General features: G+C 65.1%; 23 protein-coding genes. 7 read left to right on the forward strand and 16 right to left on the reverse strand.

Annotation, left to right across the window (positions count from 1 at the left end; genetic code table 11):
* The first annotated feature begins 29 nt into the window (after positions 1-29).
* Positions 30-935: an alpha/beta fold hydrolase gene (locus tag ACVJGD_RS34440; protein ID WP_456638376.1), complete on the forward strand. Its 906-nt coding sequence runs from the start codon at positions 30-32 to the stop codon at positions 933-935.
* A 144-nt stretch (positions 936-1,079) separates the two neighbouring features.
* On the opposite strand, the gene ACVJGD_RS34445 is transcribed toward ACVJGD_RS34440, so the two are convergent.
* Positions 1,080-1,538 carry a nucleoside deaminase gene (locus ACVJGD_RS34445; RefSeq protein ID WP_456638377.1) on the reverse strand — a complete coding sequence of 153 codons (459 nt, stop codon included), beginning with the start codon at positions 1,536-1,538 and terminating at the stop codon, positions 1,080-1,082.
* 120 nt (positions 1,539-1,658) lie between these two features.
* On the opposite strand from ACVJGD_RS34445, the gene ACVJGD_RS34450 reads away from it, so the two are divergent.
* Complete coding sequence (locus tag ACVJGD_RS34450; RefSeq protein WP_456638378.1) at positions 1,659-3,641, forward strand: pseudouridine synthase; 1,983 nt, start codon at positions 1,659-1,661, stop codon at positions 3,639-3,641.
* Positions 3,642-3,648: 7 nt separating this feature from the next.
* A complete protein-coding gene (gene rsmD / locus ACVJGD_RS34455; RefSeq protein WP_456638379.1) occupies positions 3,649-4,203 on the forward strand; it encodes a 16S rRNA (guanine(966)-N(2))-methyltransferase RsmD in 555 nt (184 codons plus the stop codon).
* A gap of 128 nt (positions 4,204-4,331) precedes the next feature.
* Here rsmD and mutL read toward each other — a convergent pair whose 3' ends face one another.
* Positions 4,332-6,146 carry a DNA mismatch repair endonuclease MutL gene (gene mutL / locus ACVJGD_RS34460; RefSeq protein ID WP_456638380.1) on the reverse strand — a complete coding sequence of 605 codons (1,815 nt, stop codon included), beginning with the start codon at positions 6,144-6,146 and terminating at the stop codon, positions 4,332-4,334.
* A 214-nt stretch (positions 6,147-6,360) separates the two neighbouring features.
* On the opposite strand from mutL, the gene ACVJGD_RS34465 reads away from it, so the two are divergent.
* On the forward strand, positions 6,361-6,678 hold the full coding sequence (locus tag ACVJGD_RS34465; protein WP_456638381.1) for a ribbon-helix-helix domain-containing protein: 318 nt from the start codon (positions 6,361-6,363) through the stop codon (positions 6,676-6,678).
* A gap of 339 nt (positions 6,679-7,017) precedes the next feature.
* On the opposite strand, the gene ACVJGD_RS34470 is transcribed toward ACVJGD_RS34465, so the two are convergent.
* The 4 genes from ACVJGD_RS34470 to ACVJGD_RS34485 are packed head-to-tail and all read right to left on the reverse strand — an operon-like array spanning position 7,018 to position 9,916.
* Positions 7,018-8,586, reverse strand: coding sequence for a GMC family oxidoreductase (locus tag ACVJGD_RS34470; RefSeq protein WP_456638382.1), 1,569 nt, complete (start codon positions 8,584-8,586; stop codon positions 7,018-7,020).
* 14 nt (positions 8,587-8,600) lie between these two features.
* Positions 8,601-9,149: a gluconate 2-dehydrogenase subunit 3 family protein gene (locus tag ACVJGD_RS34475; protein ID WP_456638383.1), complete on the reverse strand. Its 549-nt coding sequence runs from the start codon at positions 9,147-9,149 to the stop codon at positions 8,601-8,603.
* 50 nt (positions 9,150-9,199) lie between these two features.
* On the reverse strand, positions 9,200-9,595 hold the full coding sequence (locus ACVJGD_RS34480; protein ID WP_456638384.1) for a VOC family protein: 396 nt from the start codon (positions 9,593-9,595) through the stop codon (positions 9,200-9,202).
* A complete protein-coding gene (locus ACVJGD_RS34485) occupies positions 9,596-9,916 on the reverse strand; it encodes a c-type cytochrome (protein WP_456640463.1) in 321 nt (106 codons plus the stop codon).
* A 398-nt stretch (positions 9,917-10,314) separates the two neighbouring features.
* On the opposite strand from ACVJGD_RS34485, the gene ACVJGD_RS34490 reads away from it, so the two are divergent.
* Positions 10,315-10,611: a hypothetical protein gene (locus ACVJGD_RS34490; protein WP_456638385.1), complete on the forward strand. Its 297-nt coding sequence runs from the start codon at positions 10,315-10,317 to the stop codon at positions 10,609-10,611.
* A gap of 195 nt (positions 10,612-10,806) precedes the next feature.
* Here ACVJGD_RS34490 and arfB read toward each other — a convergent pair whose 3' ends face one another.
* The 8 genes from arfB to ACVJGD_RS34530 all read right to left on the reverse strand — a co-directional run bounded on the left by arfB (position 10,807) and on the right by ACVJGD_RS34530 (position 20,584).
* Positions 10,807-11,226, reverse strand: coding sequence for an alternative ribosome rescue aminoacyl-tRNA hydrolase ArfB (gene arfB / locus ACVJGD_RS34495; protein ID WP_456638386.1), 420 nt, complete (start codon positions 11,224-11,226; stop codon positions 10,807-10,809).
* Between the two features lie 235 nt (positions 11,227-11,461).
* The gene (locus ACVJGD_RS34500; protein ID WP_456640464.1) at positions 11,462-12,826 is read right to left on the reverse strand and encodes a M16 family metallopeptidase; all 1,365 of its coding nucleotides are present in this window, start codon (positions 12,824-12,826) and stop codon (positions 11,462-11,464) included.
* Between the two features lie 59 nt (positions 12,827-12,885).
* On the reverse strand, positions 12,886-14,274 hold the full coding sequence (locus ACVJGD_RS34505) for a M16 family metallopeptidase (protein WP_456638387.1): 1,389 nt from the start codon (positions 14,272-14,274) through the stop codon (positions 12,886-12,888).
* A gap of 105 nt (positions 14,275-14,379) precedes the next feature.
* The gene (locus ACVJGD_RS34510) at positions 14,380-15,099 is read right to left on the reverse strand and encodes a hypothetical protein (RefSeq protein ID WP_456638388.1); all 720 of its coding nucleotides are present in this window, start codon (positions 15,097-15,099) and stop codon (positions 14,380-14,382) included.
* Between the two features lie 102 nt (positions 15,100-15,201).
* A complete protein-coding gene (lspA, locus tag ACVJGD_RS34515) occupies positions 15,202-15,699 on the reverse strand; it encodes a signal peptidase II (protein ID WP_456638389.1) in 498 nt (165 codons plus the stop codon).
* 154 nt (positions 15,700-15,853) lie between these two features.
* Positions 15,854-18,853, reverse strand: coding sequence for an isoleucine--tRNA ligase (gene ileS / locus ACVJGD_RS34520; RefSeq protein WP_456638390.1), 3,000 nt, complete (start codon positions 18,851-18,853; stop codon positions 15,854-15,856).
* Between the two features lie 211 nt (positions 18,854-19,064).
* The gene (locus ACVJGD_RS34525; protein ID WP_456638391.1) at positions 19,065-19,616 is read right to left on the reverse strand and encodes a sugar O-acetyltransferase; all 552 of its coding nucleotides are present in this window, start codon (positions 19,614-19,616) and stop codon (positions 19,065-19,067) included.
* Positions 19,613-20,584: a bifunctional riboflavin kinase/FAD synthetase gene (locus ACVJGD_RS34530; protein ID WP_456638392.1), complete on the reverse strand. Its 972-nt coding sequence runs from the start codon at positions 20,582-20,584 to the stop codon at positions 19,613-19,615. Before ACVJGD_RS34530 ends, ACVJGD_RS34525 begins: the two co-directional genes overlap by 4 nt.
* Before the next feature lie 353 nt (positions 20,585-20,937).
* On the opposite strand from ACVJGD_RS34530, the gene ACVJGD_RS34535 reads away from it, so the two are divergent.
* A complete protein-coding gene (locus tag ACVJGD_RS34535) occupies positions 20,938-21,333 on the forward strand; it encodes a response regulator (RefSeq protein WP_016844467.1) in 396 nt (131 codons plus the stop codon).
* Between the two features lie 224 nt (positions 21,334-21,557).
* Positions 21,558-22,847: an IS4 family transposase gene (locus ACVJGD_RS34540; RefSeq protein ID WP_456635696.1), complete on the forward strand. Its 1,290-nt coding sequence runs from the start codon at positions 21,558-21,560 to the stop codon at positions 22,845-22,847.
* 157 nt (positions 22,848-23,004) lie between these two features.
* On the opposite strand, the gene ACVJGD_RS34545 is transcribed toward ACVJGD_RS34540, so the two are convergent.
* Positions 23,005-23,859 (reverse strand): TIGR01459 family HAD-type hydrolase, encoded by an 855-nt coding sequence (locus ACVJGD_RS34545; RefSeq protein ID WP_456638393.1) that lies wholly within the window; start codon positions 23,857-23,859, stop codon positions 23,005-23,007.
* A 224-nt stretch (positions 23,860-24,083) separates the two neighbouring features.
* On the reverse strand, positions 24,084-25,574 hold the full coding sequence (locus ACVJGD_RS34550; RefSeq protein ID WP_456638394.1) for an EAL domain-containing protein: 1,491 nt from the start codon (positions 25,572-25,574) through the stop codon (positions 24,084-24,086).
* Positions 25,575-26,178 lie beyond the last annotated feature (604 nt).

The raw sequence follows: 26,178 nt of genomic DNA on the forward strand, positions 1-26,178 counted from the left end.
AATGACACCGACGCACAGGAGGTACGCGAATGTCCGATCTCGCCGATCTGTTTCCCGGTTACGCCTCCGAATGGATCAACACCTCCTCCGGCCGCATCTTCGCGCGCGTCGGGGGCAAGGGACCGCCGCTGCTCCTGCTGCATGGATTCTCGTCCACGCATGTGATGTGGCATCCGGTGGCGCCGAAACTCGACGACAGGTTCACGCTGATCATCGCCGACCTGCCGGGTTATGGCTGGTCCGATATGCCTGACAGCGACAAGGACCACACGCCGTATACCAAGCGCGCGATGGCGAAGGCCCTGATCGAGGCGATGGAGAAGCTCGGCCACGCGCGTTTCGCGCTCGCCGGTCACGACCGCGGCGGCCGCGTCTCCTATCGGCTGGCGCTCGATCATCCGGGACGGCTGTCGAAGCTCGCGGTGCTGGATATCCTGCCCACCTATAACTACTGGGAGCGCATCAACCGGCTCTATGCGCTGAAGATCTATCACTGGACCTTCCTGGCGCAGCCGGCCCCGTTCCCGGAGACGCTGATCCTGGGCGCGCCGGATTTCTTCCTGAAGCACAAGATGGCGAGCCAGACCAAGTCGAAGACGCTGGACGCGATCGATCCGCGGGCGCTGGAGCATTATCTGGCGCCGTTCCGCGATCCCTCACGCGTGCATGCGATGTGCGAGGATTACCGCGCCGGGGCCTATGCCGACTACGAGATCGACAAGGCCGATGTCGAGGCGGGCAAGAAGATCACGATCCCGATGCTGGCGCTGTGGGGCGATGCCGGCATCGCCAATGCCGCGGCCACGCCGCTCGACACCTGGAAGCAGTGGGCGACCAATGTCGTGGGATCGCCGGTCGATTCCGGGCATTTCCTGACCGAGGAAAATCCGGAAGCGACGGCGAAGCTGCTGCGGGAGTTTTTCCTGGCGCTTTAACCACAACCTCCCCCGTCATACCCCGCGAAGGCGGGGTATCCAGTAAACGCCGGCAGTGGTGTTTGAACCGGGACGCCTGCGTTTACTGGATCATCCGCCTGCGCGGATGATGACAGCGGCGTGGGGTGCGCGCATGGACGCAACTCACCGCCGCTCCTTGAAAAACTCCCGCAACAGCGCCGCGGCCTCCGTCTCGCCGATGGCGGGATAGATTTCCGGCCGGTGATGGCAGGTGGGTGAGGAGAAGAACCGCACGCCGGACTCGACGGCGCCGCCCTTGGGGTCGGCCGCGCCGTAATAGAGCCGCCGGATGCGGGCGAACGAGATCGCGGCGGCGCACATCGTGCACGGCTCGAGCGTGACATAGAGGTCGCAATCCACCAGCCGCTCGGTGCCGATCGCCTCCGCGGCCTGCCGGATCGCCAAAATCTCGGCATGCGCGGTCGGGTCGCGGTCGGTCAGGGTCCGGTTGCCGGCGGTGGCGATCACCTCGTAGCCCCGCACGATCACGCAGCCGATCGGAACTTCGCCGGCCTTTCCGGCGTTTTCGGCGGTTTTCAGCGCCAAATCCATGAAAGAAGGGACGGTCATGCCTCGTATCATCGGAAGAAACCTGCTACTAGCTGCGCCTTCAGCAACAGTGGACACCGGCTTTGCAATAGATGCCGCCCGAAAATGGCGCGCGCAAATGCCTTTTGACCGACATTTAGAGTGAGATCTTTCATGCCCCGCGACCGCGACAAACACAACGACTCCCCGCGCGGCCGGCGGGACTGGGCGCCGGGCAAGGGCCGATCGGGAAAGCCCCGCGGGCCGGAAAAGAAGTTCGCCAAGCGCGGCTACGGCCGGGACCGCGACGAGGGCGAGAAGCGCTCGTTCGGCGGCAAGCGCGAGGATCGCCCGTTCCGCCGTCGCGAGGAGGGCGATGCGCCGCGCCGCGAGTTTGGCGACCGGCCGCGCTTCAAGCGCGACGATCGTCCGCGCGAGGATCGCGGCGAGCGCACCTTCAAGCCGCGCGGCGACCGTCCGAAATTCGGCCGCGATGACCGAGCCCCGCGCGATGACGCCCGACCGGCCGGCCGCTTCTCGGATCGGAAGTTCGGCGACAGGAAGCCTTACGCTTCGCGCGACCGCGACGGCGAGAAGCGACCCTTCCGCGAGCGCGGCGAGGGTCCCCGCGGCGAACGCTCGTTTGGCGAGCGCCCGAAGAGAAAATTCGGCGACGACAAGAAATTCTCCCGTGGTGCTGCGGATCGCAACAGCGACCGTTGGGATCGCAACAGAGACCGTGGCCCGCGCAAGGATTTTGGCGACCGTCCGCCGCGTGGCGAGTCCAAGCCGTGGGAGAAGCGCGAGCGCGATTTCGACCGGCCGAAGTTCGACAAGCCGCGCCATGACCGACCGCACGGCAATCGCGGAGACGAGCGCCCGCGCTTTTCGCGCTCGCGCGACGACCGTCAGCAGGGCGATCGTCCATTCCGTGAGCGGCCGAAATTCGATCGCCCCCGCGAGCGCGGCGATGAACGTCCCCGCGGCCCGCGACGTCCGGAGGGGCGCCAGGATTGGCAGGAGCATCCGCGCAGCGAAGGGCGCTTCGGTGATCGTCCGCGCCGCGACAATGAGGATGACAGCAAGATCTTCGCGAAGCGTCCGGCCTTCGGCGGCCGCGGCGCCTATCGCGAACGTCCGGCGGATTTCGAGAGGCGGCCGCGTCCGGAGCCGAAACCGAAGAAATCCGGCGAGCGCATCGCCAAGGTGCTGGCGCGTGCGGGACTTGCCTCGCGCCGCGACGCCGAGGAGATGGTGACGCAGGGCCGCGTCACCGTGAACGGCCGCGTCATCAATTCGCCGGCGCTCGACGTCACCGCCAACGATGTCGTTGCGGTCGACGGCAAGCCGTTGCCGCCGCGCGAGCGGACGCGATTGTTCATGTATCACAAGCCGCGCGGGCTGATGACGACGCATGACGACCCCGAGGGGCGGCCGACCGTATTCGACAATCTGCCCGAAGGCCTGCCGCGGCTGATCAGCGTCGGCCGGCTCGACTTCAATACCGAAGGCCTGCTGCTGCTCACCAATGACGGCGGGCTCGCGCGCGTGCTCGAACTGCCGGACACCGGCTGGCTCCGGCGCTACCGCGTCCGCGCCCATGGCGAGGTGACGCAGGCGCAGCTCGACGAACTGAAAAAGGGCGTCGAGGTCGAGGGCGTCAAATACGGTCCGATCGAGGCGACGCTGGAGCGCGACCAGGGCTCGAACGTCTGGCTGGTGTTCGCGATCCGCGAAGGCAAGAACCGCGAGGTGCGCAACGTGATGGCGCATCTCGGGCTCGAGGTGAACCGGTTGATCCGGATCTCCTACGGCCCGTTCCAGCTCGGCGAGCTCGAGGAAGGCAAGGTCGAGGAGGTCAAGACGCGGGTGCTGCGCGAGCAGCTCGGCGAGAAGGTCGCCAAGCTTGCCGGCGCCGACTTCGCCCGGCCCGAGCACCATGCCGGCGGTGACGACGATGCGCTACGTGACAGGAAGCCGCCCAAGAGCAAGCGTGCCGTGATCGCCGACCGCAAGGGCCGCCGCGTGCTGGTGCAGCGCTCCGGCAGCGAAGAAGCGCGCGCCCGCAACGAGGAAGAAAATGCCGGCTACGGCCCGCCGCGCCGCGTCAAGCGCGCCTATCACGGCAAGCGCGACCTGAAGCCGAAGGACGAGTAGCCAAGAGATGCGCGTCGTCGGGGGACGATTGAAGGGCCGGAGCCTGGCCGCGCCATCTTCGCGCGACATCCGCCCGACCGCGGACCGCCTGCGCGAGTCCGTGTTCAACATCCTCGTCCACGCCTATGACGATCCGATTGAAGACGCGCGCGTGCTCGATCTCTTCGCCGGCACCGGCGCGCTCGGCATCGAGGCAGTGTCGCGCGGCGCGAAGTTCGCGCTGTTCGTCGACAATGGCGCCGAAGCGCGCGCGCTGCTCCGCAACAATATGGAGTCGCTTGGCCTCGGCGGCGTGACAAAAGTGTTCCGCCGCGACGCCACCAATCTCGGCCCCGCGCATCCGGTCGAGCCGTTCTCGCTGGTGTTTCTCGATCCGCCCTACGGCAAGGGATTGGCGGAGAAGGCGCTGACCTCGCTCCGCGACGGAGCGTGGCTGACGCCGGGCGCGCTCGTGGTGGTGGAAGAGGCGAAGGCCGCCGCGTTCACGGCGCCGGAGGGATTTGAGGAATTGGAGCGCCGCGCCTACGACGACACGGAGTTCGTGTTTTTGCGGGCGCGGTGACCGCACCACCGCCATCGTCGTCATGCCCCGCGGAGGCGGGGCATCCAGTAACCCGCAGCCTTTCACTTAAGCCGAGATGTCTCTGGAATACTGGATCGTCCGCCTTCGCGGACGATGACCGAGCACCGTTACCTTCTTCCGAACAGCTTCTCGATATCCGACAGCTTCAATTCCACATACGTTGGCCGGCCGTGGTTGCACTGGCCGGAGTTCGGCGTGTCTTCCATCTCGCGCAGCAGCGCGTTCATCTCTTCCGGCTTGAGGCGGCGTCCGGCGCGCACCGAGCCGTGGCAGGCCATGGTGGCAGCGACATGCATCAGGCGTCGCTCGAGCGGCAGCGCCTCGTCCCATTCGGCCATGTGCTCGGCGAGGTCGCGCAAGAGCCCGGCCGCATTGGCCTTGCCGAGCAGCGACGGCGTTTCGCGCACCGCGACCGCGCCGGGGCCGAAGGATTCGATCGCAAGCCCGTAAGTGGCAAGCTCCTCGGCGCGATCCAGCAGCTTCTCGACGGTCGATTCATCGAGCTCGACGATCTCGGGGATCAAAAGGATCTGCCGCTGCACGCCATTCCTGGCCAGCGACGCCTTCAGTCTCTCATAGACGATGCGCTCATGGGCGGCGTGCTGATCCACCACGATGAGTCCGTCGCGAGTCTGCGACACGATGTAGGTCTCGTGGATCTGCGTGCGCGCCGCGCCGAGCGGGCGATCGAGCATGTCGGCCACAGGCTGCGCCTCGAAGCGGACATCGGCGGTCGGCGCGCCGACGTCGAAGGCGGCCTGGCCGGGCTCGGCCAGCGCGCTCGCCGCCGCGCCGTCGAACGAAGGCATCGGCCGCACCGGAAAAGCGGGCGAGTTTCGCCAATCCCAGTTGCTCGGGCGCGGGGCCACGAAGGCGGGGCGGAAGGCGGAGAGCGCCGCGCCATCGGTATTGGCGGCGGTGCGCCGTCCCTCGCGCGCAAGCCCCTCCTTGAGCGCATGCACGATCAGGGCGCGGACCAGGCCGGCATTGCGGAAGCGCACCTCGGTCTTGGCCGGATGCACATTGGCGTCGACCTCCTGCGGCGGCAGCGTAACGAACAGCGCCACCACCGGATGGCGGTCGCGCGGCAGATAGTCGGCATAGGCCGCGCGCACCGCTCCCAGGATCAGCTTGTCGCGCACCGGCCGGCCGTTGACGAACAGATACTGGCCGAGCGCATTCGCCCGCGTCAGCGAGGGCGCGGCGGCAAAGCCTTCGACCACGACGCCTTCGCGCTCGGCACGGACCTCGATCGCACATCCGCGGAAGTCGGTGCCTAAGATATCGCCGAGCCGCGTCAGCCGGCCGGGAGCGCCGGGCAGCGCCGCGGCCCAGGTCACCGGCGCGCGCTCCTCACCGGCGAGCGTGAAGGCGATGTCGGGCCGCGCCATCGCCAGCCGCCGCACCACCTCGCGGATCGCTTCCGCCTCGGTGCGGTCGGTCTTCAGGAATTTCAGCCGCGCCGGCGTCGCATAGAAGAGATCGCCGACCTCGACGCGGGTGCCATGGCCGAGGGCTGCCGGCATGACCTCCGATTTAACGCCGGCCTCCACCGAAAGCGACCAGGCATGTGGTTCGTTCGCATGCCGCGTCACGATGTTGAGCCTTGCCACCGCGCCGATCGAGGGCAGTGCCTCGCCGCGGAACCCGAGCGTCCGGATCCGCAGCAGGTCTTCGTCGTCGAGCTTCGACGTCGCGTGGCGGTCGACCGCAAGCGCGAGGTCGGCGCGGGTCATGCCGCCGCCGTCATCGGTGATCCCGATCCGCCGCCGCCCGCCGCCATCGGTGAAGACATCGATCCGGCTGGCGCCGGCATCGATCGCATTCTCCACGAGTTCCTTGACCACGCTCGCGGGGCGCTCGACCACCTCGCCGGCGGCGATGCGATTGACGACCTCTACGGGAAGCTGGCGGACGGGCATGGTGCGGGATCGATTCGAGCTGCAACCCATTCTAGGCGGGCGCCGCGGCAAATGCATGCCTCAGGCCGGAAATCCCTACCGCACTGGGGATGGGCGCCAGCTATCGCGTTGAAGACACTGACATTCGCGAGTTGGCCGCCGTGCAGCGCAGGATTGTCGGGTGGCACGACCGGGTATATCGTTTAGAAAAATTATAATCTGGCGGGAGGATCCCATGTGCCATCTGTTCGCCCATCAGCCGCAACGCGACTACGAATCGCAGACGCGATCACTGCGCCTTGGCGGCCATTGCACCTCGATCCGGCTGGAACTGGCATTCTGGGACACGCTGGAGGAGATCGCGGCGAAAGAGGGGATGAGTCTGGCGAAATTCCTCACCACCCTGCACAACGAGGTTCTCGACCATCACGGCGAGGTCAATAATTTCGCCTCGCTCTTGCGCTGCTCCTGCCTGATCTATCGCTCCAAGAGCGCCGCCGCGACGCCGGAATTGCACGGCGACAGGGCCGCGATTCTCGACGCGGCCGAGTAGGGAACTGCACTCCCTCTCCCGGCTTGCCGGAGAAGGCTGGGGTGAGCGTGCCTCCACGGTGGGATTCTCTGTGTGGAAAGAGCCCTCGCCCGGCGCTCCGCGCCGACCTCTCCCGCAAGCGGGAGAGGTGACTCTCAAGGCCGCTCCGCGGCGAGGTTGCCGAACGGGAGGTGCCGGTTCTCCCTCTCCCGCTTGCGGGAGAGGGCTGGGGTGAGGGTGTCTCCGCGATGGGACTTTCCGTGGGGAGAGAGCCCTCACCCGGCGCTGCGCGCCGACCTCCCCCGCAAGCGGGGGAGGTGAAGCCTACGCGGCCCGCGCATTCACCCAACCGACATCACCCTAAATCTCCTTCCGCTGCATTGCGCCGGCGATGTGGTCGGCTTGCCGGATCGCCAGGGACACGATCGTCAGGGTCGGGTTGCAGGCTGCCCCGCTCGTGAACTGGCTACCATCCGAGATGAAAAGGTTCTTGACGTCGTGGGTCTGGCCGAACTTGTTCACCACGCCGTCCTTCGCCTTCTCGCTCATCCGGTTGGTGCCGAGATTATGCGTGCTCGGATAAGGCGGCGTCGGATAGGTGACGGTGGCGCCGACCGCCTCATAGACCGCGGCGCCTTGCTTGTAGGCATGGGCGCGCATCGCCAGATCGTTCGGATGGTCGTCGAAATGCACGCTCGCGACCGGCATGCCGAACTTGTCCTTGGCCTTGGGATCAAGCGTGATGCGGTTGGTCTCCTGCGGCATGTCCTCGCCGACCAGCCACATGCCGGCCATCCGCGGATAGCCTTCCATCGCGCTGGTGAACGAGCGCCCCCATGCGCCGGGATTGAGGAACGCGGCCATGAAGGGAAGGCCGATCGACAGCGTCTCCATCTCGTAGCCGCCGACGAAGCCGCGTGAGGGATCGTTCCTGGACTCGTCGCGGATGATGCCGGCCATCGTGGTGCCGCGATACATGTGCACCGATTTCTCGAAGGTCGCGTAGACGCTGCCGGTCATGTGCCGCATGTAGTTGCGGCCGACCTGGCCGGAGGAGTTGGCGAGCCCGTCCGGGAACATGTTCGAGGCGCTGTTGAGGAGCAGTCGCGGGCTCTCGATCGAATTGCCGGCGACGGCGACCACGCGGGCCTTCTGGCGCTGCATCGCGCCGCTCTCGTCGGCATAGACCACGCCGGTCACCTTGCCGGATTGATCGTGCTCGATCTTGATCACCATGCTGCCCGGGCGCACTTCGAGATTGCCGGTGGCTTCGCCCTTCGGGATCTCCGTGTAGAGCGTCGACCATTTCGCGCCCGACTTGCAGCCCTGGAAGCAGAAGCCGATCTGCTGGCACGCGCCGCGGCCGTCACGCGGCTCGCTGTTGATCGCCATGTTGCCGGTGTGCACGGTCTTGTAGCCGAGCTTCCTGGCGCCGGCCTCGAGCACCTTGAAATTGTTGTTGCCGGGCAGCCCGGGAATGCCGTTGGTCCGCGTCACGCCCATCTTGTTTTCGGCCTTGGCGTAATACGGCTCCATCTCGGCGAGCGTGATCGGCCAGTCCAGCAGATTGGCGCCGGGGATGCCGCCATAGGTGCTCTTGACCTTGAATTCGTGCTCGTCGAAGCGAAGCGAGGCGCCGGCCCAATGCGTGGTCGAGCCGCCGACCGCCTTCACGATCCACGCCGGCAGGTTCGGAAAGTCCTTGGCGACGCGCCAGCTTCCCGACGTCGTGCGCATGTCCGACCAGGCGAGCTGGGCGAAGCTGTCCCATTCGTCGTTGACGAAGTCATGATTCTCGACGCGCGGTCCGGCTTCGAGGATAACGACCTTGACGCCCTTCTGCGCCAGCTCGTTGCCGAGCGTGCCGCCGCCAGCGCCGGAGCCCACGATCACCACCACGCCGCTGTCATTGAGATCGAATTTTGCCATTGTGTCCTCCCAGCTCAGGCTTTCGGGAGCCAGTCGATGTCGGCGAAGCCGCGCGTGATGTAGCCGCCATATTCGGCGGACGAGCCCTCATAGCCGAACTTCGGCCAGACCTCTTTCTGGTTGTAGAGGGAGACGACGAGATCGCCGCGGATCTTCTGGAAGAACGCGGTCCCTTCGATCCGCTGCAGCAGCACCACGCGATCGGCTTCCCACGGCACCTGCACGTAGGGCACCTTGTGGCGGGCGTTGGCCTCCTGGTCGAGACGCACAACGCCGTCATTGATCAGCGATTTCACCGCGGGATCCTTCGCCGCCTTGCCGTCCCACGGCTTGACCGCGGTGATGTAATAGCTGTCACCCAGGAAATCGTGCGGATAGATGTCGCGCGCCATCTTCACCAGCGTCTTCAATGTCGCCGGCGTCAGCGTGGTGGCGTCATCGGCCCAGGCATCGCTGATGGTGAGGCCCGTGCTGGTGGCGATGGCGACGGTCGGTACCGCCGTCGCCGCGCCCTTCAGGAAGACGCGGCGATCATATTGGCTTCGACGATCGACTTCTCTCATGGGTTTCCTCCGTGGAATGTTTTGTCATTGTTGATTGGTCACTATCTCTTCTAGCCAAAACGGCCGCCGCGCTGGATCACCTCGATCTTGTAGCCATCGGGATCGGCGACGAAGAAGAAGCGCGCCAGCGTCTTGCCGTCGTGCTTGAAATCGCGCAGCGGTCCCGGCGCGAGCTTCTCCCGCTCGAACCGCGCATGCTCGGCATCGACATCGTCGACGACCACAGCGAGATGACCGTAGCCGTCGCCGAGCGAATAGGGCTCCTTGCGGTCGAAATTGACGGTCAGTTCGACCTCGAAGGGCGAGGAGGGATGGCGCAGGTAAACAAGCGCGAAATCGTCAAACTTGAGATGATCGGCGACCTCAAGGCCGAAGGCGCGCGCATAGAAATCGAGCGACCTCGCCTCGTCGAGCACGCGGATCATCGAGTGAACGGGTTTTGCCATTCAGTTGAGCTCCTTCAGATAGGCGATGATGGCGGCGCGGGTCTCCGGTTTGGCTTGGCGATAGGCCATGATGGAGCCGGGGATCATCGCCTGCGGGTTGGCGAGCCAGGCGTCGAGACTGGCGTCGTCCCAGACGAAATCGGCTTTCGCGAAGCCGGCCGAATAGTGAAAGCCTTCGGCCTTGCCCGCGTGACGGCCAACGATCTTGAACAAGGGCGGGCCCTGCCGGACCGGATCGGACAGGTTCGTGGTGTGGCAGGTCGCGCATTGCTGCTTGAATAGCGCAGCGCCGTCGGGCGGCTTGGCGGCAGGCAGTGGCATCTGCGCAGCCGCGACCGTCGCGAGCAACGCACTGCAACATCCAAGCCCGATTGCCGACGTTGCGCGTAGCCTTCTCATCCGCATCCCCGCCTCTACGCGGTGACTCTAGGTCGCTCGCGAAAGGCGGTGGTAGTAGCGGGCTGTTTCACCGCAGAACAAAACGCGTCGATGAGTGGATAGGAAAACAATGCCGGCGAGACAGCCTCACGCCGCCGCATATGTGAAACGCAATTTCGCGAAATTGCCCCGAAATCCCTGCACGATCTCCACACGACGCAGATTGCATGACGCACGCGCCGTTTGCGACACGTTCAATCCGCGTGAAGGGGAGTCCGGCGCAGCAGGCGGCGTATGGAACCGCCGAACCCTCCCGCACGAACAAAATCCAGGAGCAATGGATGAAGCTAGCGAAAACCTCCGTGATCGCGTTTGCCCTCTCGGCCGCACTGGTCGGCCCTGTCCTTGCACAAGGTGCTGCCACCGGCGGCACGATCCGTGGCGGCGCGCAGGAAAGGGGCGCGGCGCCGGGCGGGATGACGGGCGGCGGCGCCGATGAGGAGATGAACGCGCAGACCGAGACTCCGACTGGAAAGGCCGGTGCGAAATCCGGAGCCAAGGGGACTGTCGGTGCCGGCGGCAGCGCGCGCAAAGGCGCGGCGCCGGAACCCGCTGCTCCCGGCAGCAAGCGCTACTAGAGCGAGCTCTTCACCTCTCCCGCTTGCGGGAGAGGTCGCTGCGCAAAGCGCAGCGGGTGAGGGCTCTCTCCTCTGGGGGGCTGTCTGGAATCATGCCGGTCCAACCCTGTGGAGGCACCCTCAACCCCAACCCTCTCCCGCAAGCGGGAGAGGGGGCGCAGCATGCATCGCGGATGCGATGCGACTCATCATGCCCTAATCCTCAAACCCTCGCGCGCCGCGCCGGGCCTTGATGTCGCCGCGGCGCTTCTTGCCTTCCAGCCGCCGCTGCTTGGAGCCGAGCGTCGGCTTGGTCGGCCGGCGCGGGGTTGGCCGCACCATGGCCTCGCGCAAGAGCTCGAGCAGGCGGTCGATTGCGTCGGCGCGATTGCGTTCCTGGGTACGGAAGCGCTGGGCGTGGATCACGATCACGCCGTCCTTGGTCATGCGCTGGCCGGCCAGTCGGACCAGCCGTGTCCGGACATCCTCGGCGAGCATGATCTTACGCGTATCGAACCGCAGTTGCGCCGCGGTCGCGAGCTTGTTGACGTTCTGCCCGCCCGGACCCGAGGCACGCACGAAGCCGATCTCGATATCGTTCTCGTCAATGAAGAGGTCGCGGGCAACCCGCAGCATGGCATCACCGGTGGCCGGGCAAGAATCGTCCGCCGCACCATAGCGGGTTTCGCGTGCGTGCGCTCCGCGAGCACGAGACCTCGGCCAAGACGGAGGTGCGCTCCCTCTCCCGCTTGCGGGGGAGGGCCGGGGTGGGGGTGTCTCCGCGATTGACACTCTTTGAGTGGACAGAGCCCTCACCCGCCGCGCTTCGCGCAGCGACCTCTCCCGCAAGCGGGAGAGGTGAAGAAAGCACTCAATTCGGTGCGGAGGGCTTGGCGGCTGACGGCGCGGCGGCCGGCGGGCTTGCGGCTGGCGGTGTCGCGGCTGATGGCGTGCTGGCCGGTTGAGCCGCGGCCTGCGGGGTGCGGCCGACGACGACCGTGAGCAGGCCCTGGCCCCAGAGCCGCTGCGAGGCCTTCCTGGCATCGTCCAGCGTCACTGCATCGACGATGGCGTTGCGCTTCTCGATGTAGTCGATCGGCAGTCTGTCGATCTGATACTGCAGCAGCGCCTGCGCGAGCTTCGAGGAGGTGTCGAGCGCCAGCATCTGCGAACCCTTCAGGTAGGACTTCGCCTCGTCGAGCTCCTTCTGGGTCGGGCCTTCCTCGGCCATGTGGCGGATTTCCGTCTCGATCGCGTCCACCGTTTCGCTGGCGCGATCGGCGCGGGTGCCGGTGTTGCCGATGAACAGCGCGGAATGCTCCATCCAGACCAGCGCTTCATAGACCGAATAAGCGAGCCCGCGCTTCTCGCGCACTTCACGGTAAAGCCGCGAGGACAATCCGCCGCCGCCGAGGATGTGGTTGACGACATAGCCCGGCATGAAATCCGGCTCGCTGCGGCGGATGCCGGGGCCGCCGAAGGTCACCACCGTCTGCGGCACGTCGAGCGGAATCGAGGCGCGCTGGGGCGGCTTTGTCACGACGATGTCGGCGACCGGCGTCAGCGTCGCCTTGGCCGGCAGGCTGCCAAAGGTGTGGTCGAGCAGCTTGCCGAGCGTGTCCGGATCGACATCGCCGACCACGGCGACCTTGAGCGTGTCCTTGGCGAGCACGCGGCGGACATAGTCCTTGAGCTCGGCGATCTCGATCGTCGGCACGCTCTCCAGCGTGCCCTGGGCGTGCCGGCCATAGGGATGGTCGCCGAACGCGACTTCGAGGAATTTGCGGCCTGCGAGCGCGCTCGGATTGGTGGATTCGCGGCGCAGGTTGGACAGCACCTGCGCGCGGATACGCTCGACGTCGGGCGCCTCGAAGCGCGGCGAGGCCAGCGCCGTGCGCAAGAGGTCGAAGGCTTCGTCCTTGTTGTCCTTGAGCATGCGCAGCGAGCCGCGGAAATTGTCGCGCTGCGAGGAAAAGCTCAATTCGATGGCGCGGCGATCGAGCCGCTCATGAAAGGTCCTGGAATCGAGATCGCCGGAACCTTCATCGAGGAGGTCGGCAACCAGATTGCCGACGCCGGGCTTGCCGGCAGCATCCTGGCTGGCGCCGCCGCCGAAGGCATATTCCATCGCGATCAGCGGCACGGTCGAATCCTGCACGAACCAGGCCTCGATGCCGCCGGGCGAGACCAGGCGCTGGATCTTGGTTGCAGCCTGCGACGGGCGCGATGCGAGCATCGTCGTCAGCGCGAGCGCGCTGCCGCCGATCAGGATCGAACGCCGTGTGAGGGAATAGGTCACGAGCGCTTCTCCTCGCGTTTGGGCGCCACGTCCTTGATCAAGTAACCGGTCACCGAACGTTTCTTGTCGAGCCAGTTCTGCGCGGCTTCGCGGACCTGCTCGGCGGTGACGGCGCGGATGCGGTCGGGCCAGCTCCTGATATCGTCGACGCTCAAACCCGTGGTGAGCGCGCCGCCATACCAGCGCGCCAGCGTCGCCTGGTTGTCCTGCGCGTAAATGGCTTCCGCGATCAATTGGGTCTTGACGCGTTCGAGATCCTCGGCGCGCGGCGGGTTCTTCGCGATATCGGCAATGACCTTGTCGATGGCCTCCTCGATCTGCGCGAAGTCGACGCCTGGCTTCGGCGATGCTGAGATGATGAACTGCGAGGGGTCGAGCGCGGTGCCCTGGTAATTGGCGCCGGTCGAGATCGCGAGCTGACGGTCGATCACCAGCGAGCGGTAGAGATAGGAATTGGCGCCGCCACCCATCAGTTGCGCGAGCACGTCGAGCGCGGGGCTTTCGCCCACCGCCGCGGTGGCGGCCGACGGCACCAGGTAATAGCGGCGCATGGTCGGCTGCTCGACGCGCGGATCGGCCAGCGTTACCGTGCGCGGCGAGGCCGGCGCCGGCTCCTGCGGACGCAGGCGTTTGGCGGGAATCGATGGCTGCGCGGGGATGTCGGCGAAATTCTTCTCCACCATCGGACGGATCTCGTTGGCGTCGACATCGCCAGCGATGATCAGGATCGCGTTGTTCGGCGCATAGAAGCGCTTGTAGAAGGCGAGCGCGTCCTCACGGTCGAGCTTTTCGATTTCCTGGTGCCAGCCGATCACCGGGCGGCCATAGGGATGGTTGAGATAGAGCGCCGCCATGATCTGCTCGGTGAGCCGCGCATCCGGATTGTTGGCGACGCGCATGTTGTATTCTTCCAGCACGACGTCGCGCTCCGGCAGCACGTTCTCGTCGTGCAGGATCAGGCCGGTCATCCGGTCGGCTTCGAATTCCATCATCTTGCCGAGCTGCTCGCGCGGCACGCGCTGGAAATAGCCGGTGTAGTCGGTCGAGGTGAAGGCGTTCTCGTTGCCGCCGACCCTGAGCACGGTCTGGGAGAATTCGCCGGCCGGGTGCTTGGCCGTTCCCTTGAACATCAGGTGTTCGAGGAAATGCGCCAATCCCGATTTGCCGGGGGTCTCGTCGGCGGAGCCGACCTTGTACCACATCATCTGCGTCACGACCGGGGTGCGGTGATCGGGGATCACCACCACCTGCAGGCCGTTGTGCAGCGTGAAGCTCGCGGGGCGTTCCGAGGTGATCGTTGTCTGGGCGACGGCACCGCTGGCGGAGAGGAAGGCCGTCGAAAGCAATCCGGCAAAAAGCGAAACGACAAGGCGGTGCTGGGACATCAGGACCTATCTAAAAAACCCGGAGCAACATTGCTCCGGGTGACCGCGGCATCATAGGCTGCGCGTAAAAGCGGCCATCCTCACGAAGGCGAGAGGCGAGGTTAATTAATCGCCATACTTGCCCTGGGACGGGTTGTATTCCTTGTTCAGCGATTCCTTCGGCCCGGTGCCATAGGCGAAATTCGGCGATGGCGTCTGGTAGCCGGGCGGCGGCTGGGTCAGGGATTCCCGGGTCGGCTCGCTCTTGAAGGTCGCCGTCTCCGTCTTGCTGCCGCCGAACAGGCCGCTGAAGCCGCCCTTATAGCCGAGCTGCTCCGGCGAAAGGATCGCGCTGGCGCCGGGGTTGCCGCCGGGCTGGTCGACCGACTCGCCGCCGCTCGACTTCTTGTCGCTCTTCTGCGCGAGCTCGCTCGGCGTCAGGACGCGGCTGGCCTCGCGTGGATCCTTGTTCGTGTTCTTCCGTGCCGCGATTGCCGCCTTGCGGCGCTGCTCGTCGGGGTCCTTCGGCCAGTTCGGCACCTTGGCCTCGGCGGAAGCCGCCGGCGCGGGCAGGTTGAGGTTAGGCGGCACGACCAGAGGCGAGCGCTCGCGATAGTCGATGCCGCGGTTTTCCATGTTGGTGCCGCCGAGGCCCTTCATGATGCCTTCGATGACCTTCTCTTCGAAGGTCTTGTCGTCCTCGTCGTCCTCATCGTCGCCGGCCCGCACGGGGCCTGCGGCCATCACAAGGCCGATGCCGACGGCGACCGCGGCGAGCCGCAATCCGTGCATCAGCGCTTTCCAGGCAGTCGAGGTGTTGGTTTCCGAGGCGTTGGCTTGGCGCATCGCGCTCTTCCCCACTCATTAAAATTCGGTAAGGCGATCACCGGCTTAGGCGCGGCTCCGCCCTTGAAATCCTACCCGCTTGCAAAGCCGTATCGACCGCGATCAGGGCGCTTTTGCGGCGGGTACCCCCAGAAAAGAATCATACAATAGCGCCGCTACCCCGGCAACGATGGCCACATCCGCGAGGTTGAACACGTACCAATTGAGGGTCTTTTCCCCGATCTGGACGTGAAACAGGGCGAAATCGACCACCGCGCCGTAGGCGAAGCGGTCGATCGCATTGCCGATCGCGCCGCCGATGATCAGCCCCAGCGCAATGGTCGCGAGAAGGGTACGCGAGTACGCCATCCAGATCGCCAGCGCCACCACGGCGATCGCCTTGACCGCCATCAGCAGGAACTGGGCCGTCGGGTTGTCGCTCTGGAACCAGCCGAAGCTGATCCCGACGTTCCAGGCCAGCACCAAGTCGAAGAACGGCGTCACCTTCACCACGCCGCGCCGGGCGAGGTCGAACGAGAACAACAGCCAGAGCTTCGACGCCTGGTCGAGGATCAGCGTGATGACGGCCGCGATGATGCCGGCGCGCAGGGGAGTGGTCATGTGGCGAGCGCCACCCAACACAGTGTCGTCCCCGCGAAAGCGGGGACCCATAACCCCAGGCGGAAGTTGTCTGAACGAATCTGCGTCATCTGCCATCGCCTATTCCGGACAGCGGTGGTTATGGGTCCCGGCTCAAGGCCGGGACGACGAGAACTTAGACGCTAACGCCCAATGCCTTCCACTCCCGCAACGCCTGCGCGTCGCGCGGGGAGACGTCGGGATATTCGGCATCCTCGCCGACGGTGGGCAGGATCTTCCACGACCGCGCGCATTTGCGTCCGACCGCCTTCTCAACCACCACGGCAACATCAGGCACGTCGCTCAGGCGGAATGCATCCTCCGGCGCGTCCTGGTTGGTCACCATCGCGTTCGAGGTGATACAGACTTCGGCAAGGTCGACGTTGAACAGCGTGTCGAGCAACTCTTGATCAGAAACATAGACCAGCGGCGAGGCCTCCAGCGACGATCCGATGTTCTTGGCCGCACGCTCGATCTCGAGCGCGCCGGTGACGACGCGCCTGATGTCGCGGACGGTTTCCCATTTGGTGGCCAGCCGCTCGTCGCGGAATTTCTCCAGCCCCTCGGGGAACAGCGTCAGGTGCACGGAAGGCTCCGCGTCCGGCTCGTACATCCGCCACGCCTCGTCGGCGGTGAAGCTCAGCACCGGCGCCAGCCATTTCAGGACCGCGTCGCAGATCATGTCGATCGTGGTCAGCGCCGCCTTGCGCGCGATCGAGGACGGCGGGTCGCAATAGAGCGTGTCCTTGCGGATGTCGAAATAGAACGCCGACAATTCCGTATTCATGAACGTGGCGAGGCTTGCGACCACGGTCTTGTAGTCGAATTCGGCGTAAGCCTTGCGGATGATCGCGGCCTGGCCGGCGAGCTCATGCAGCATCAGCCGCTCGAGCTCGGGCATCTCGCCATAGGCGATTTTCTCGCCAGGCGTGAAGTGATGCAGCGTGCCGAGCATCCAGCGCACCGTGTTGCGCAGCTTGCGGTAGGTCTCGATGGTGTTCTTCAGGATTTCCGGACCGATGCGCTGGTCGTCGGAATAGTCGGTCGCGCAGACCCACAGCCGCAGGATATCGGCGCCGGAATCCTTGATCACCTTTTGCGGCTCGACGGTGTTGCCGAGCGATTTCGACATCTTGCGGCCGTTCTCGTCCAGCGTGAAGCCGTGGGTCAGCACGACGTCATACGGCGCACGCCCCCGCGTGCCGCAGCTCTCGAGCAGCGAGGAATGAAACCAGCCGCGATGCTGGTCGCTTCCTTCCAGATACATCACGCTGTCGTCGCCGCCGTCGATCTTGCGCTTGATGCCGGCAAGGCCCGGGAAGTGCACGGGGTCTTCCAGCACGAAGGCGTGCGTCGAGCCGGAGTCGAACCAGACGTCCAGGATGTCGTCGACCTTCTTCCAGTCCTCATTGGCAAGCGACCCGAGGAAGCGCTCGCGCGCGCCGTCGGCGTACCAGGCATCAGCGCCTTCCTGCTCGAAGGCGTCGGCGATACGCTTATTCACCGTCTCGTCGCGCAGGATCTCGGCCGAGCCGTCGCCTTTCTCGCGCACGAACACGGCGATCGGCACGCCCCAGGCGCGCTGGCGCGAGATCACCCAGTCGGGCCGGTTCGCGATCATGCCGTTGATGCGGTTCTGGCCCGCCGGCGGCACCCATTGCGTCACCGAGATCGCCTGCAGCGCGCGGGCGCGCAGCGTGTCGCCTGGCTTTGCCTTGCCGTCGTCTGCGATCGGCTTGTCCATCGCGATGAACCATTGCGGCGTATTACGGAAGATCACCGGCTTCTTCGAGCGCCAGGAATGCGGATATTGGTGCTTCAGCCGTCCGCGCGCGAGCAGCATGCCGCGCTCGATCAGCGCCTTGATCACGGCTTCGTTGGCGTCGCCCTTCTCGCCCTTGTCGTTGATCACGCGCTTGCCTTCGAAGCCCGGGGCTTGATGGGTGAAGGCGCCGTTCTCGTCGACGGTGTAGGGGATCGTGGGATTGATGCCGCGGCTTTCCAGTTCCCGCGCATTCGCCGTCCAGACGTCGAAGTCCTCGCGGCCGTGGCCCGGCGCGGTGTGCACGAAGCCGGTGCCGGTGTCGTCGGTGACGTGATCGCCCGCGAGCAGCGGCACCGTGAATTCGTAGTCGCCGGCGAAGCCCTTCAGCGGATGCGCCACCTCGACGGCATCGAGCGTGTCGGCGGGCAATTCGCGCACCTTCTCGTAGGCGGTGACGCGCGCCTGCTTGAAGACGCTTTCCGCGAGCGCGTCGGCGAGGATCAGGAGATCGCCGGTCTTCGCCCAGTTGTCGGCTGGCGCATCGGTGACTTTGTAGAGGCCATAGGCAATTTTGGGCGAGAAGCTGATGGCGCGGTTGCCGGGTAGCGTCCATGGCGTCGTGGTCCAGATCACGACACTCGCATTCGCCAGCACGCCATGCGCGGGCGAGGTGACCGGAAATTTCACCCACACCATATCGGAGGTGTAGTCCTCGTACTCTACCTCGGCTTCAGCCAGGGCGGTCTTCTCGACCACGCTCCACATCACCGGCTTGGAGCCGCGGTAGAGCGTGCCGTTGGCGGCGAACTTCATCAATTCGCGCGCGATCTGGGCTTCGGCCGGATAGCTCATGGTGGCGTAGGGGTGCGCCCAGTCGCCGATCACGCCAAGCCGCTTGAATTCCTCGCGCTGGACGTCGATCCAGTGCGTCGCATAGGCGCGGCATTCCTTCCGGAACGCCACCATGGCTGCGGAGTCGCGGAAATCCGGCTTCTGCTTGCCCTTGCGGCGGTAGTTCTCCTCCTCGATCTTCCACTCGATCGGCAGGCCGTGGCAGTCCCAGCCCGGCACGTAGTTGGAATCGAAGCCCAGCATCTGCTGGCTCTTGGTCACCACGTCCTTCAGGATCTTGTTCAGCGCGTGCCCGATATGGATGTTGCCGTTGGCATAGGGCGGGCCGTCATGCAGCACGAATTTGGCGCGGCCCTTCGCGGACTGGCGCAGCTTCTCGTAAAGGTCGATCTCGTTCCAATATTTCAGGATTTCCGGCTCCCGCTGGGGCAGGCCGGCGCGCATCGGGAATTCGGTCTGCGGCAGGAACAGGGTTTTGGAATAGTCTTTGGCGTCGGACTTTTGCGGCTTTTCGGACATCGGATCAGGTTTTGGGGTCAGGCTTGGCCAGGATGGGCGCGTTTAGCGATCTATCGCGGGAGGAACATGAAAATCCCGGTCTCGCGCCGAGCCTTGAGAGCTCAGGCGGAAGCCGGGCCGCTAATGCCGATGGTGCGCCGTATCAACATGGGGCCTTCCATAGCAGCCGGAACAGGAAATCGCAAAGCCCGGCGCCAGCACGTCTGGTTTATCACGGTCGCGGTCGGGCCGGATTTCCGGTGACAATCTGGCCCGCGGCGACGTCGCGGGTGACCACGCTGCCGGCGCCGATCACGGCGTTGTCGCCGATCGAGACGCCAGGCAGGATGATGGCACCGCCTCCGATCCATACGTCCCGGCCGATCCGCACGGGGCGGCCGAATTCAAGGCCGCTGCGCCGGGTTTCGGCGTCCCGCGGATGGTCGGCGGCATAAATCTGCACGGCGGGCCCGATCTGGGTGCGGTCGCCGATGACGACCTCGACGATATCGAGAATGACGCAGTTGAAATTGAGGAAGACCTCCTCGCCTACATGAATGTTGTAGCCATAGTCGCAGAAGAACGGCGGACGGATCACGGCGCCCTTGCCGACACGGCCGAAATGTTCCGACAGCAGCGCATGCCGCTCGGATGCCGGCGCGGCCAGCGCGGCGTTGTAGCGCGCGAGCCAGGCCTTGTTGGCGGCGGCATCAGCCTGCAGTTCCGGGTCACCCGGACGATACAATTCGCCCGCCAGCATCTTTTCTTTTTCGGTCTTGCTCAATCGATCGCTCCGAGCTTCGGGAATGCCTCAGGGGCAGCGGCGAGCTGCGCCTTGGCGCGGGCGCTGTCGTCATCCATCTGGCGGATCAACGCTTCAATGTTGTCGAATTTCAGCTCATCGCGGATGAAGCCGATGAAGGCGACGTCGAGCACACTGCCGTAGAGATCGCCCTTGAACTCGAACAGGAACACTTCGAGCAATGGCGCGCCATTGTCGAAGGTCGGGCGGCGGCCAAAGCTGGCGACGCCATCGATCCGCTCCGAACCGCGACCCACGCGCACCGCATAGATGCCGTGCTTCAGGCCGCAATTCTTGTCGAGGCGGATGTTGGCGGTGGGATAGCCGAGGTCGCGGCCGCGCTTCTCGCCATGGATCACCTCGCCGGTGACGAACCAGGGGCCGCCGAGCATAGCGGTCGCGTCCGCGATCTGGCCTTCCGCGAGCGCCATGCGGATGGCGCTGGAGGAAACCGGCCGCTCCTCGATATCGACATGGGCCTGGACGTCGACCTCGATGCCGAGCCGCGGGGCTTCGGCGACCAGCAGGCTCGGCGAGCCGACCCGGCCCTTGCCGAAATGGAAATCGTAGCCGACGGCGATGCCGCTGATCCCGAGCCGTCCGATCAGGTCGTGATGGATGAAATCCTGCGCGCTGGTGCCGGCCCGGTTCTTGTCGAAGGTCATCACCACGGCGCCCGCAAGCCCGGTGCCTGCAAGCAGGCGCAGCTTGTTGGTTTCGTCGGTCAGGCGGAATTGCGGGCTGTTCGGGCTGAAAAAGCTGCGCGGATGCGGCTCGAACGTCAGCGCCAGCGCGGGTTTCCCATGCGCCTTGCCCATTTGCAGGGCGGCCTCGATCACGGCGCGGTGGCCGAGATGGACGCCGTCGAAATTGCCCATCGCCACCACGGCCCCTCTCGGGATCGCGCTCTGGGGGGTATTGTCGCGGATAACACTAAAACCGGTCGTCATTTTCTCGCGCGTTCTTCAGGAATTCTTAAGGCTCGATTAGAGCATGATCCGGACCCGGCGGGCCGCGTTAGCGCAAAGTGGAAACCGGTCTTCCGAAAGATCATGCTCAGACAAAGAGATGAGATCATCGTCCGATTCCTTCCAATCGGATCATGATCGAGTGGCCGGACGGTGGCTTGCCTACGCCATCGAAGTCAAGCGGGCGAAATCACGTCAAAACGGATGCAATCCGCCCCAAGCCGGTTAACGCGCTGTTTAACGCCTGATGCTACAGCTTCGGGCGAGGAATGCGGGTCGCGCAGGCCTGTTGGGTTTTTCGTGCAAGCGTCAGTGGCGTGTTTGGGGGAGAGAAGATGGCGGTTGATTTGTCCATGCCGGTTCTGGTGGTCGATGACTACAGCACCATGATCCGCATCATCCGGAATCTTCTGAAGCAGCTTGGTTTCGAGAACATCGACGATGCCTCCGATGGCTCCGCGGCGCTGAACAAGATGCGCGGCAAGAAGTATGGTCTCGTGATCTCCGACTGGAACATGGAGCCGATGACCGGATACGACCTGCTCAAGGAAGTCCGCGCCGACCCCAACCTCGCCACCACGCCCTTCATCATGATCACGGCCGAATCCAAGACCGAGAACGTGATCGCGGCCAAGAAGGCCGGCGTGAACAATTACATCGTCAAGCCGTTCAATGCGGCGACGCTGAAGACCAAGATCGAGGCGGTCTTCCCCGACATGGCGACGGCGTAAATCCCCCGGTGTCGTCCCCGCGAAAGCGCTAGGGCATGCACGTATCTGGTGCGACGGATTGACTCGGGGCGGGTGTGAGGGATTCCAGAATCGGGAATCTGTGTGATCTCTATTGCGGCACTTCGATTTGACGGAGGTGCCGCCATGTTGCCACGGATTGACTGGACGTTGGGCCGGTTCGGGGATCGTCGTCTCGATAAAGGGGGGCGGCGCTCGTCGAACGCATGGTTGCGGGCAAGGATGTTTGCCTGCGGCGGCTTGCCAAGGGCGACCGCGCGCTGGAGGTGCGGTTCAACCGCTTTCTCGGCCACGCCAAGGTGACGACGGAGCGCATTATCGAGAGCTGGAGCGAAGGCACGGTTGCGGCGGTCGCGGGCCGCCATGTGTTGGCGATCCAGGACACCAGCGAGATCCACTTCAACACCACGCCACACCATCGGCGTGGGCTCGGGGAGATCGGCAAGGGCAATCACCATGGCGTGCTGCTGCATCCGCTGCTGGCGGTCGATGCGGACAACGGCGCCTGCCTTGGACTTGTGAGCGGCGAAGTGTGGACGCGCGAGGGTCGCCGCACCGTCTCGCATGACTCGCGCGAATTGTCGGACAAGGAATCGCAGCGCTGGATATCCACTGCGCTTGCGGCCAAGCCATTGCTCGCCGGCGCCGCGATGGTGACCGTGCTCGGCGACCGCGAGAGCGACATCTTCGCCCTTTATGCCAGTGCGGCCGAGCAGCACTACCACGTGATCGCCCGCAGCATGCATGATCGCAAGCTGGCCTCCGGCGACGGCTTGTATGCGGCCAGCGACGCCATGACGGTGGTGGATCGGCGCACCATCGAGCTGCCTGCACGCCCACAGCGGCCTGCACGTTCGGCTCACCTCGAACTCCGTTTTGGCGCAACCGAGCTCGCTCGACCGCAGACCAAGTTCCTGCGCCATTTACCGAAAAGCTTGCCGCTGGCCGTGGTTGACGTGCGCGAGGTCAACGCCGGAGCCGGGGTCGAGCCGCTGCATTGGCGGCTTCTCACCTCGCATCAGATCGCCAATACAGAAGACGCTTGGCGCATTGTCGAATGGTACAAACAGCGCTGGATCATCGAGCAGTTCTTCCGCGTCCTCAAGACGCAAGGCTTCCGGCTCGAAGACAGCCAAATCGGCACCGCCAACCGGCTGCTCAAACTGGTCGCCATCGCAGCCAAGGCCGCCGTCATCACCATCCAACTCCTGCAAGCGCGCAACGGCAGCCCACAGTCGGTCCACATTGCCTTCAACGCCAGCGAGGTCGCCGCGCTTACTGCCCTCAATCAGCAGCTCGAAACCAGGAGCAAACGGCTGAGAAACCCGCATCCATCCCACAGCCTCGCCTGGGCCGCCTGGATCATCGGTCGTCTCGGCGGCTGGGATGGCTATCGATCATCCAAGCCACCAGGCCCGATCACCTTCAAAAACGGCCTGGAATACTTCCATGCCGCCGCAGTCGGATGGAGCCTCAGACATCCGTGCATGCCCTAGCGCGAAAGCGGGGACCCATAACCACAGGGCGCTGTTGTTACGCACGGTTGTCGTTCCAGCGCGCTCGAAAACTTCGCCCTGTGGTTATGGGTCCCGGGTCAAGCCCGGGACGACGTGGGAGAGGCCGTCATTCCCACAAGAGCAGCGGCGACTGCCTTCACCACCTCAACTCCCGGATCAGCGCCTTCGGCGGGTGGCCGAACAGCTCCGTCACCGAGGCCGGATCGAGCTGGTCGACGCCTTCGAATTGCTCGGAATGGATACCGCGGGTCACGAACAGGCAGTCGACGCCAAAGCCCTTGGCGCCCGCAATGTCGGTGCGCACGGAATCGCCGATCGCCAGCACACGATTGAGTTCGACCGGATGGCCGGCCCGCTCGGCCGCGAGCTGCATCGCGCGCTCGTAGATCGGCTGGTGCGGCTTGCCGTAGAAGATCGCTTCGCCGCCAAGCTCGCGATAGAGCTCGGCGATGGCGCCCGCGCAATAGATCAGCCGGTCGCCACGCTCGACCACGATATCGGGATTGGCGCAGATCAGTGAGAGCTTGCGTTCGCGCGCCTTCAGGAGCATCGCGCGATAATCTTCCGGAGTCTCGGTCTCGTCGTCGAACAGGCCGGTGCAGATGATGTAATCGGCCTGCTCGAGCGCCGTCAGCGGCGCATCGAGGCCGCGGTGGATCGAGGAGTCGCGCTCCGGGCCGACCCAGTGGATTTTCTTGCCGGGATGCTCGGCAACGAAATGCCGGGTCAGGTCGCCGGAAGAAACGATCGCATCATAGGTCTCGTCGGCCACGCCCAGCTTGCGCAATTGACGCTGCACCGAGTCGGCCGGCCGCGGCGCGTTGGTGATGAGGATGACCGTGCCGCCCTGCTGGCGGAACGTGTGCAGCGCCTCACAGGCCTCTGGAAACGACTCGAGCCCGTTGTGCACCACGCCCCAGACGTCCGACAGAATGACTTCCACGTCGCCAACGACATCGCGCAGCCCCTCGACAAAGTGAAGTGAGGTCATGATCGCGCGTGTTTTCTGGTGTCTGATGCCATTGGGTTGAGTCTGTGGCGAGTTGGTTCCACCTCTCCCGCTTGCGGGAGAGGTCGGCGCGCAGCGCCGGGTGAGGGCTCTCTCCACTCGGGGAGTCCCAATGCGGAGACACCCCCACCCCAGCCCTCTCCCGCACGCGGGAGAGGGGGCGTAGCATCCGTCGCGGATGCAATTCGCGCCAGCCGCATCATACCTTAGCCCGGGCCCGCGACGCGGCGCGCGAGCGCGGCGTTACCGGTAGCCCGCGGCGACGGGTCGATAGCAGGGCTATTCTGGGAGGGGGTAGTGCTGGCGCCATTGGCTTCCTGCGGCTTGGGCGAAGAGGCCCCGGCGGTAGCAGATGCGCCTTCGGGCCGCAATGGCCGCGGCGGCGCGAACAGGAACCCCTGGCCGAACCGGACATCGTAGTCGAGCAGGTCGACGACGGCGCGCTCGCCCTCGATCTTCTCCGCGATCAGATCGATGCCGTAGCGGCCGAGCAGGTCGGAGAGGTCTGAGGGGTGAATATCCGAGGTCGAGCTCTGCCCGGGATCGAGCAGCAACGCCGCCGGCACCTTGATGAAGCGCACGCCGCGGTCGGCGAGTTCGCGCGGCTCGAAACGGAGATCGCTGACATGGTCGATCGAGAAGCGGTAGCCGCGCTGCGACAGCGCGGCCAGATGCTCGCTCTCGGTCGGGCCAGGATTGCGGAAGGTCGACTGCTTGAATTCGAGCACGAAGGACGGCGCGAGCGCGCGATTGGCTTCGAGGAAATCGAGGCACTGGGTGAAATTGACGGTGTTGCCGAGCGTCGCTGCCGAGACGTTGCAGAACACGCCGACGTCCTTGTTGCGGACCATCAGCCGGCGCAGCACCTGCACACAGCGCAGCATCACCATGTGGTCGATGCGCCCGATCAGGCCGCCGGCTTCCGCCGCGCCGATGAAATCATCGGCGGCGACGATCTGGTCGCGCTCGTCGCGCAGCCGCGTCACCGCCTCATAGTAACGCACCTTGCGCTGCGGCAGCGTCACCATCGGCTGCAGGTAGATGTCGAGCCGGTTGCCGTCGATTGCATTCTTGATGGCGGTGACGAACTGAGTCTGGCTACGCGAGACCGCGATGGCCTCGGCCGGGGCTGATACCGCCGGTGCCGGTGCCGCGAAAACCTGTGGGGCCGTCGTCGGGACGGCGGCGCTCCACACGGCGCCGGCGGCCGGGGCTGAAGTAGCAGGGCGTCGCTCCGGTTCAGGCTCTGCGGCCGGTTTGCTCGAAGGCGCGATCGCTGTGGCCGCCGCGGCGGTTGCCAGCATGTCTTCATGGCTGGCGACGGAGCCCGCGAGCTGCTTGACCAGATTGCCGAGCTCGTTGATTTCGCCGACGACGGCCTGGAGGCGGTCGGCGCTTGCGGAATTCGCCGACACCACGCGGCCCTCGACGGCGGCGAGCCTGCGGCCGAATTCGCCGACCTGGCGGGCGAGATCGGCGGTGCCGCGGGAGAGGTCCGCGATCTGGCCGCCGACGTCGGAGCGGTCGCGCAGCCGCATCGACACGGCGCTGTAGAGGATCAGGAACGTCAACGCGGTCAGCGCCACGATTGCCGATTCGGTCCCGCTGATGCCCACCACCGAATAGAGCACAAGGCCAAGCGAGGCCGCGACAAGCACCATGCAGATGGCGATGAAGATCGTCGAAATGCGAATCATGTCGCGCGCGTTACATCCTCAAGTTTGGCTATCCACCTCGGCTGTCCCACCCGGGAAAACACGGGCCCCTTTTGGCGCGGTCTGTCTGCGCTCCCCCAAGCGGGACCACTGTACCATCAAGTTTGATTCGGCAGGCTAACGTTCTTTGGAGACTCAAGAAGCCGCGGGTCCAAGCGTGTCGGCGACCTCGGCCTTCTCATCATGAAGGGTTGGCAGCGCATGCGTGGCGAGACGAATTAAGCCAGTGATTTCAACGTGATTTGGCCTGTCCACCCCTCGCACAAAAAACATTCCGCTTCCGTCGTCGGGCAAATCAGTGATTTAACTCCCCGCGTCTCACCCGAATGAGGGGCGGCTCGCGATCGTCACGAACGTTGCGGTGAGATGCGGTGGACGAGAGTGTCACGACCGACGAGCGTGGCACTCACGGACGGCGAAGTCGTGTGGTTCTGGCGCCCCGACGCTGGCGCTAAGCTTCTAACGAAGTGACGGTGGCAAGAAAGCCCGGTCACCGGGAAGAGCACGAAGTAAGCCGTAAACCATCGCGCAGGGAAAGCCGGTGTTGCTCCGGTTGACCTGTGGTCCTACCCCCGTGCTTTTTGTT

It is taken from the genome of Bradyrhizobium sp. USDA 10063 (assembly GCF_054063735.1).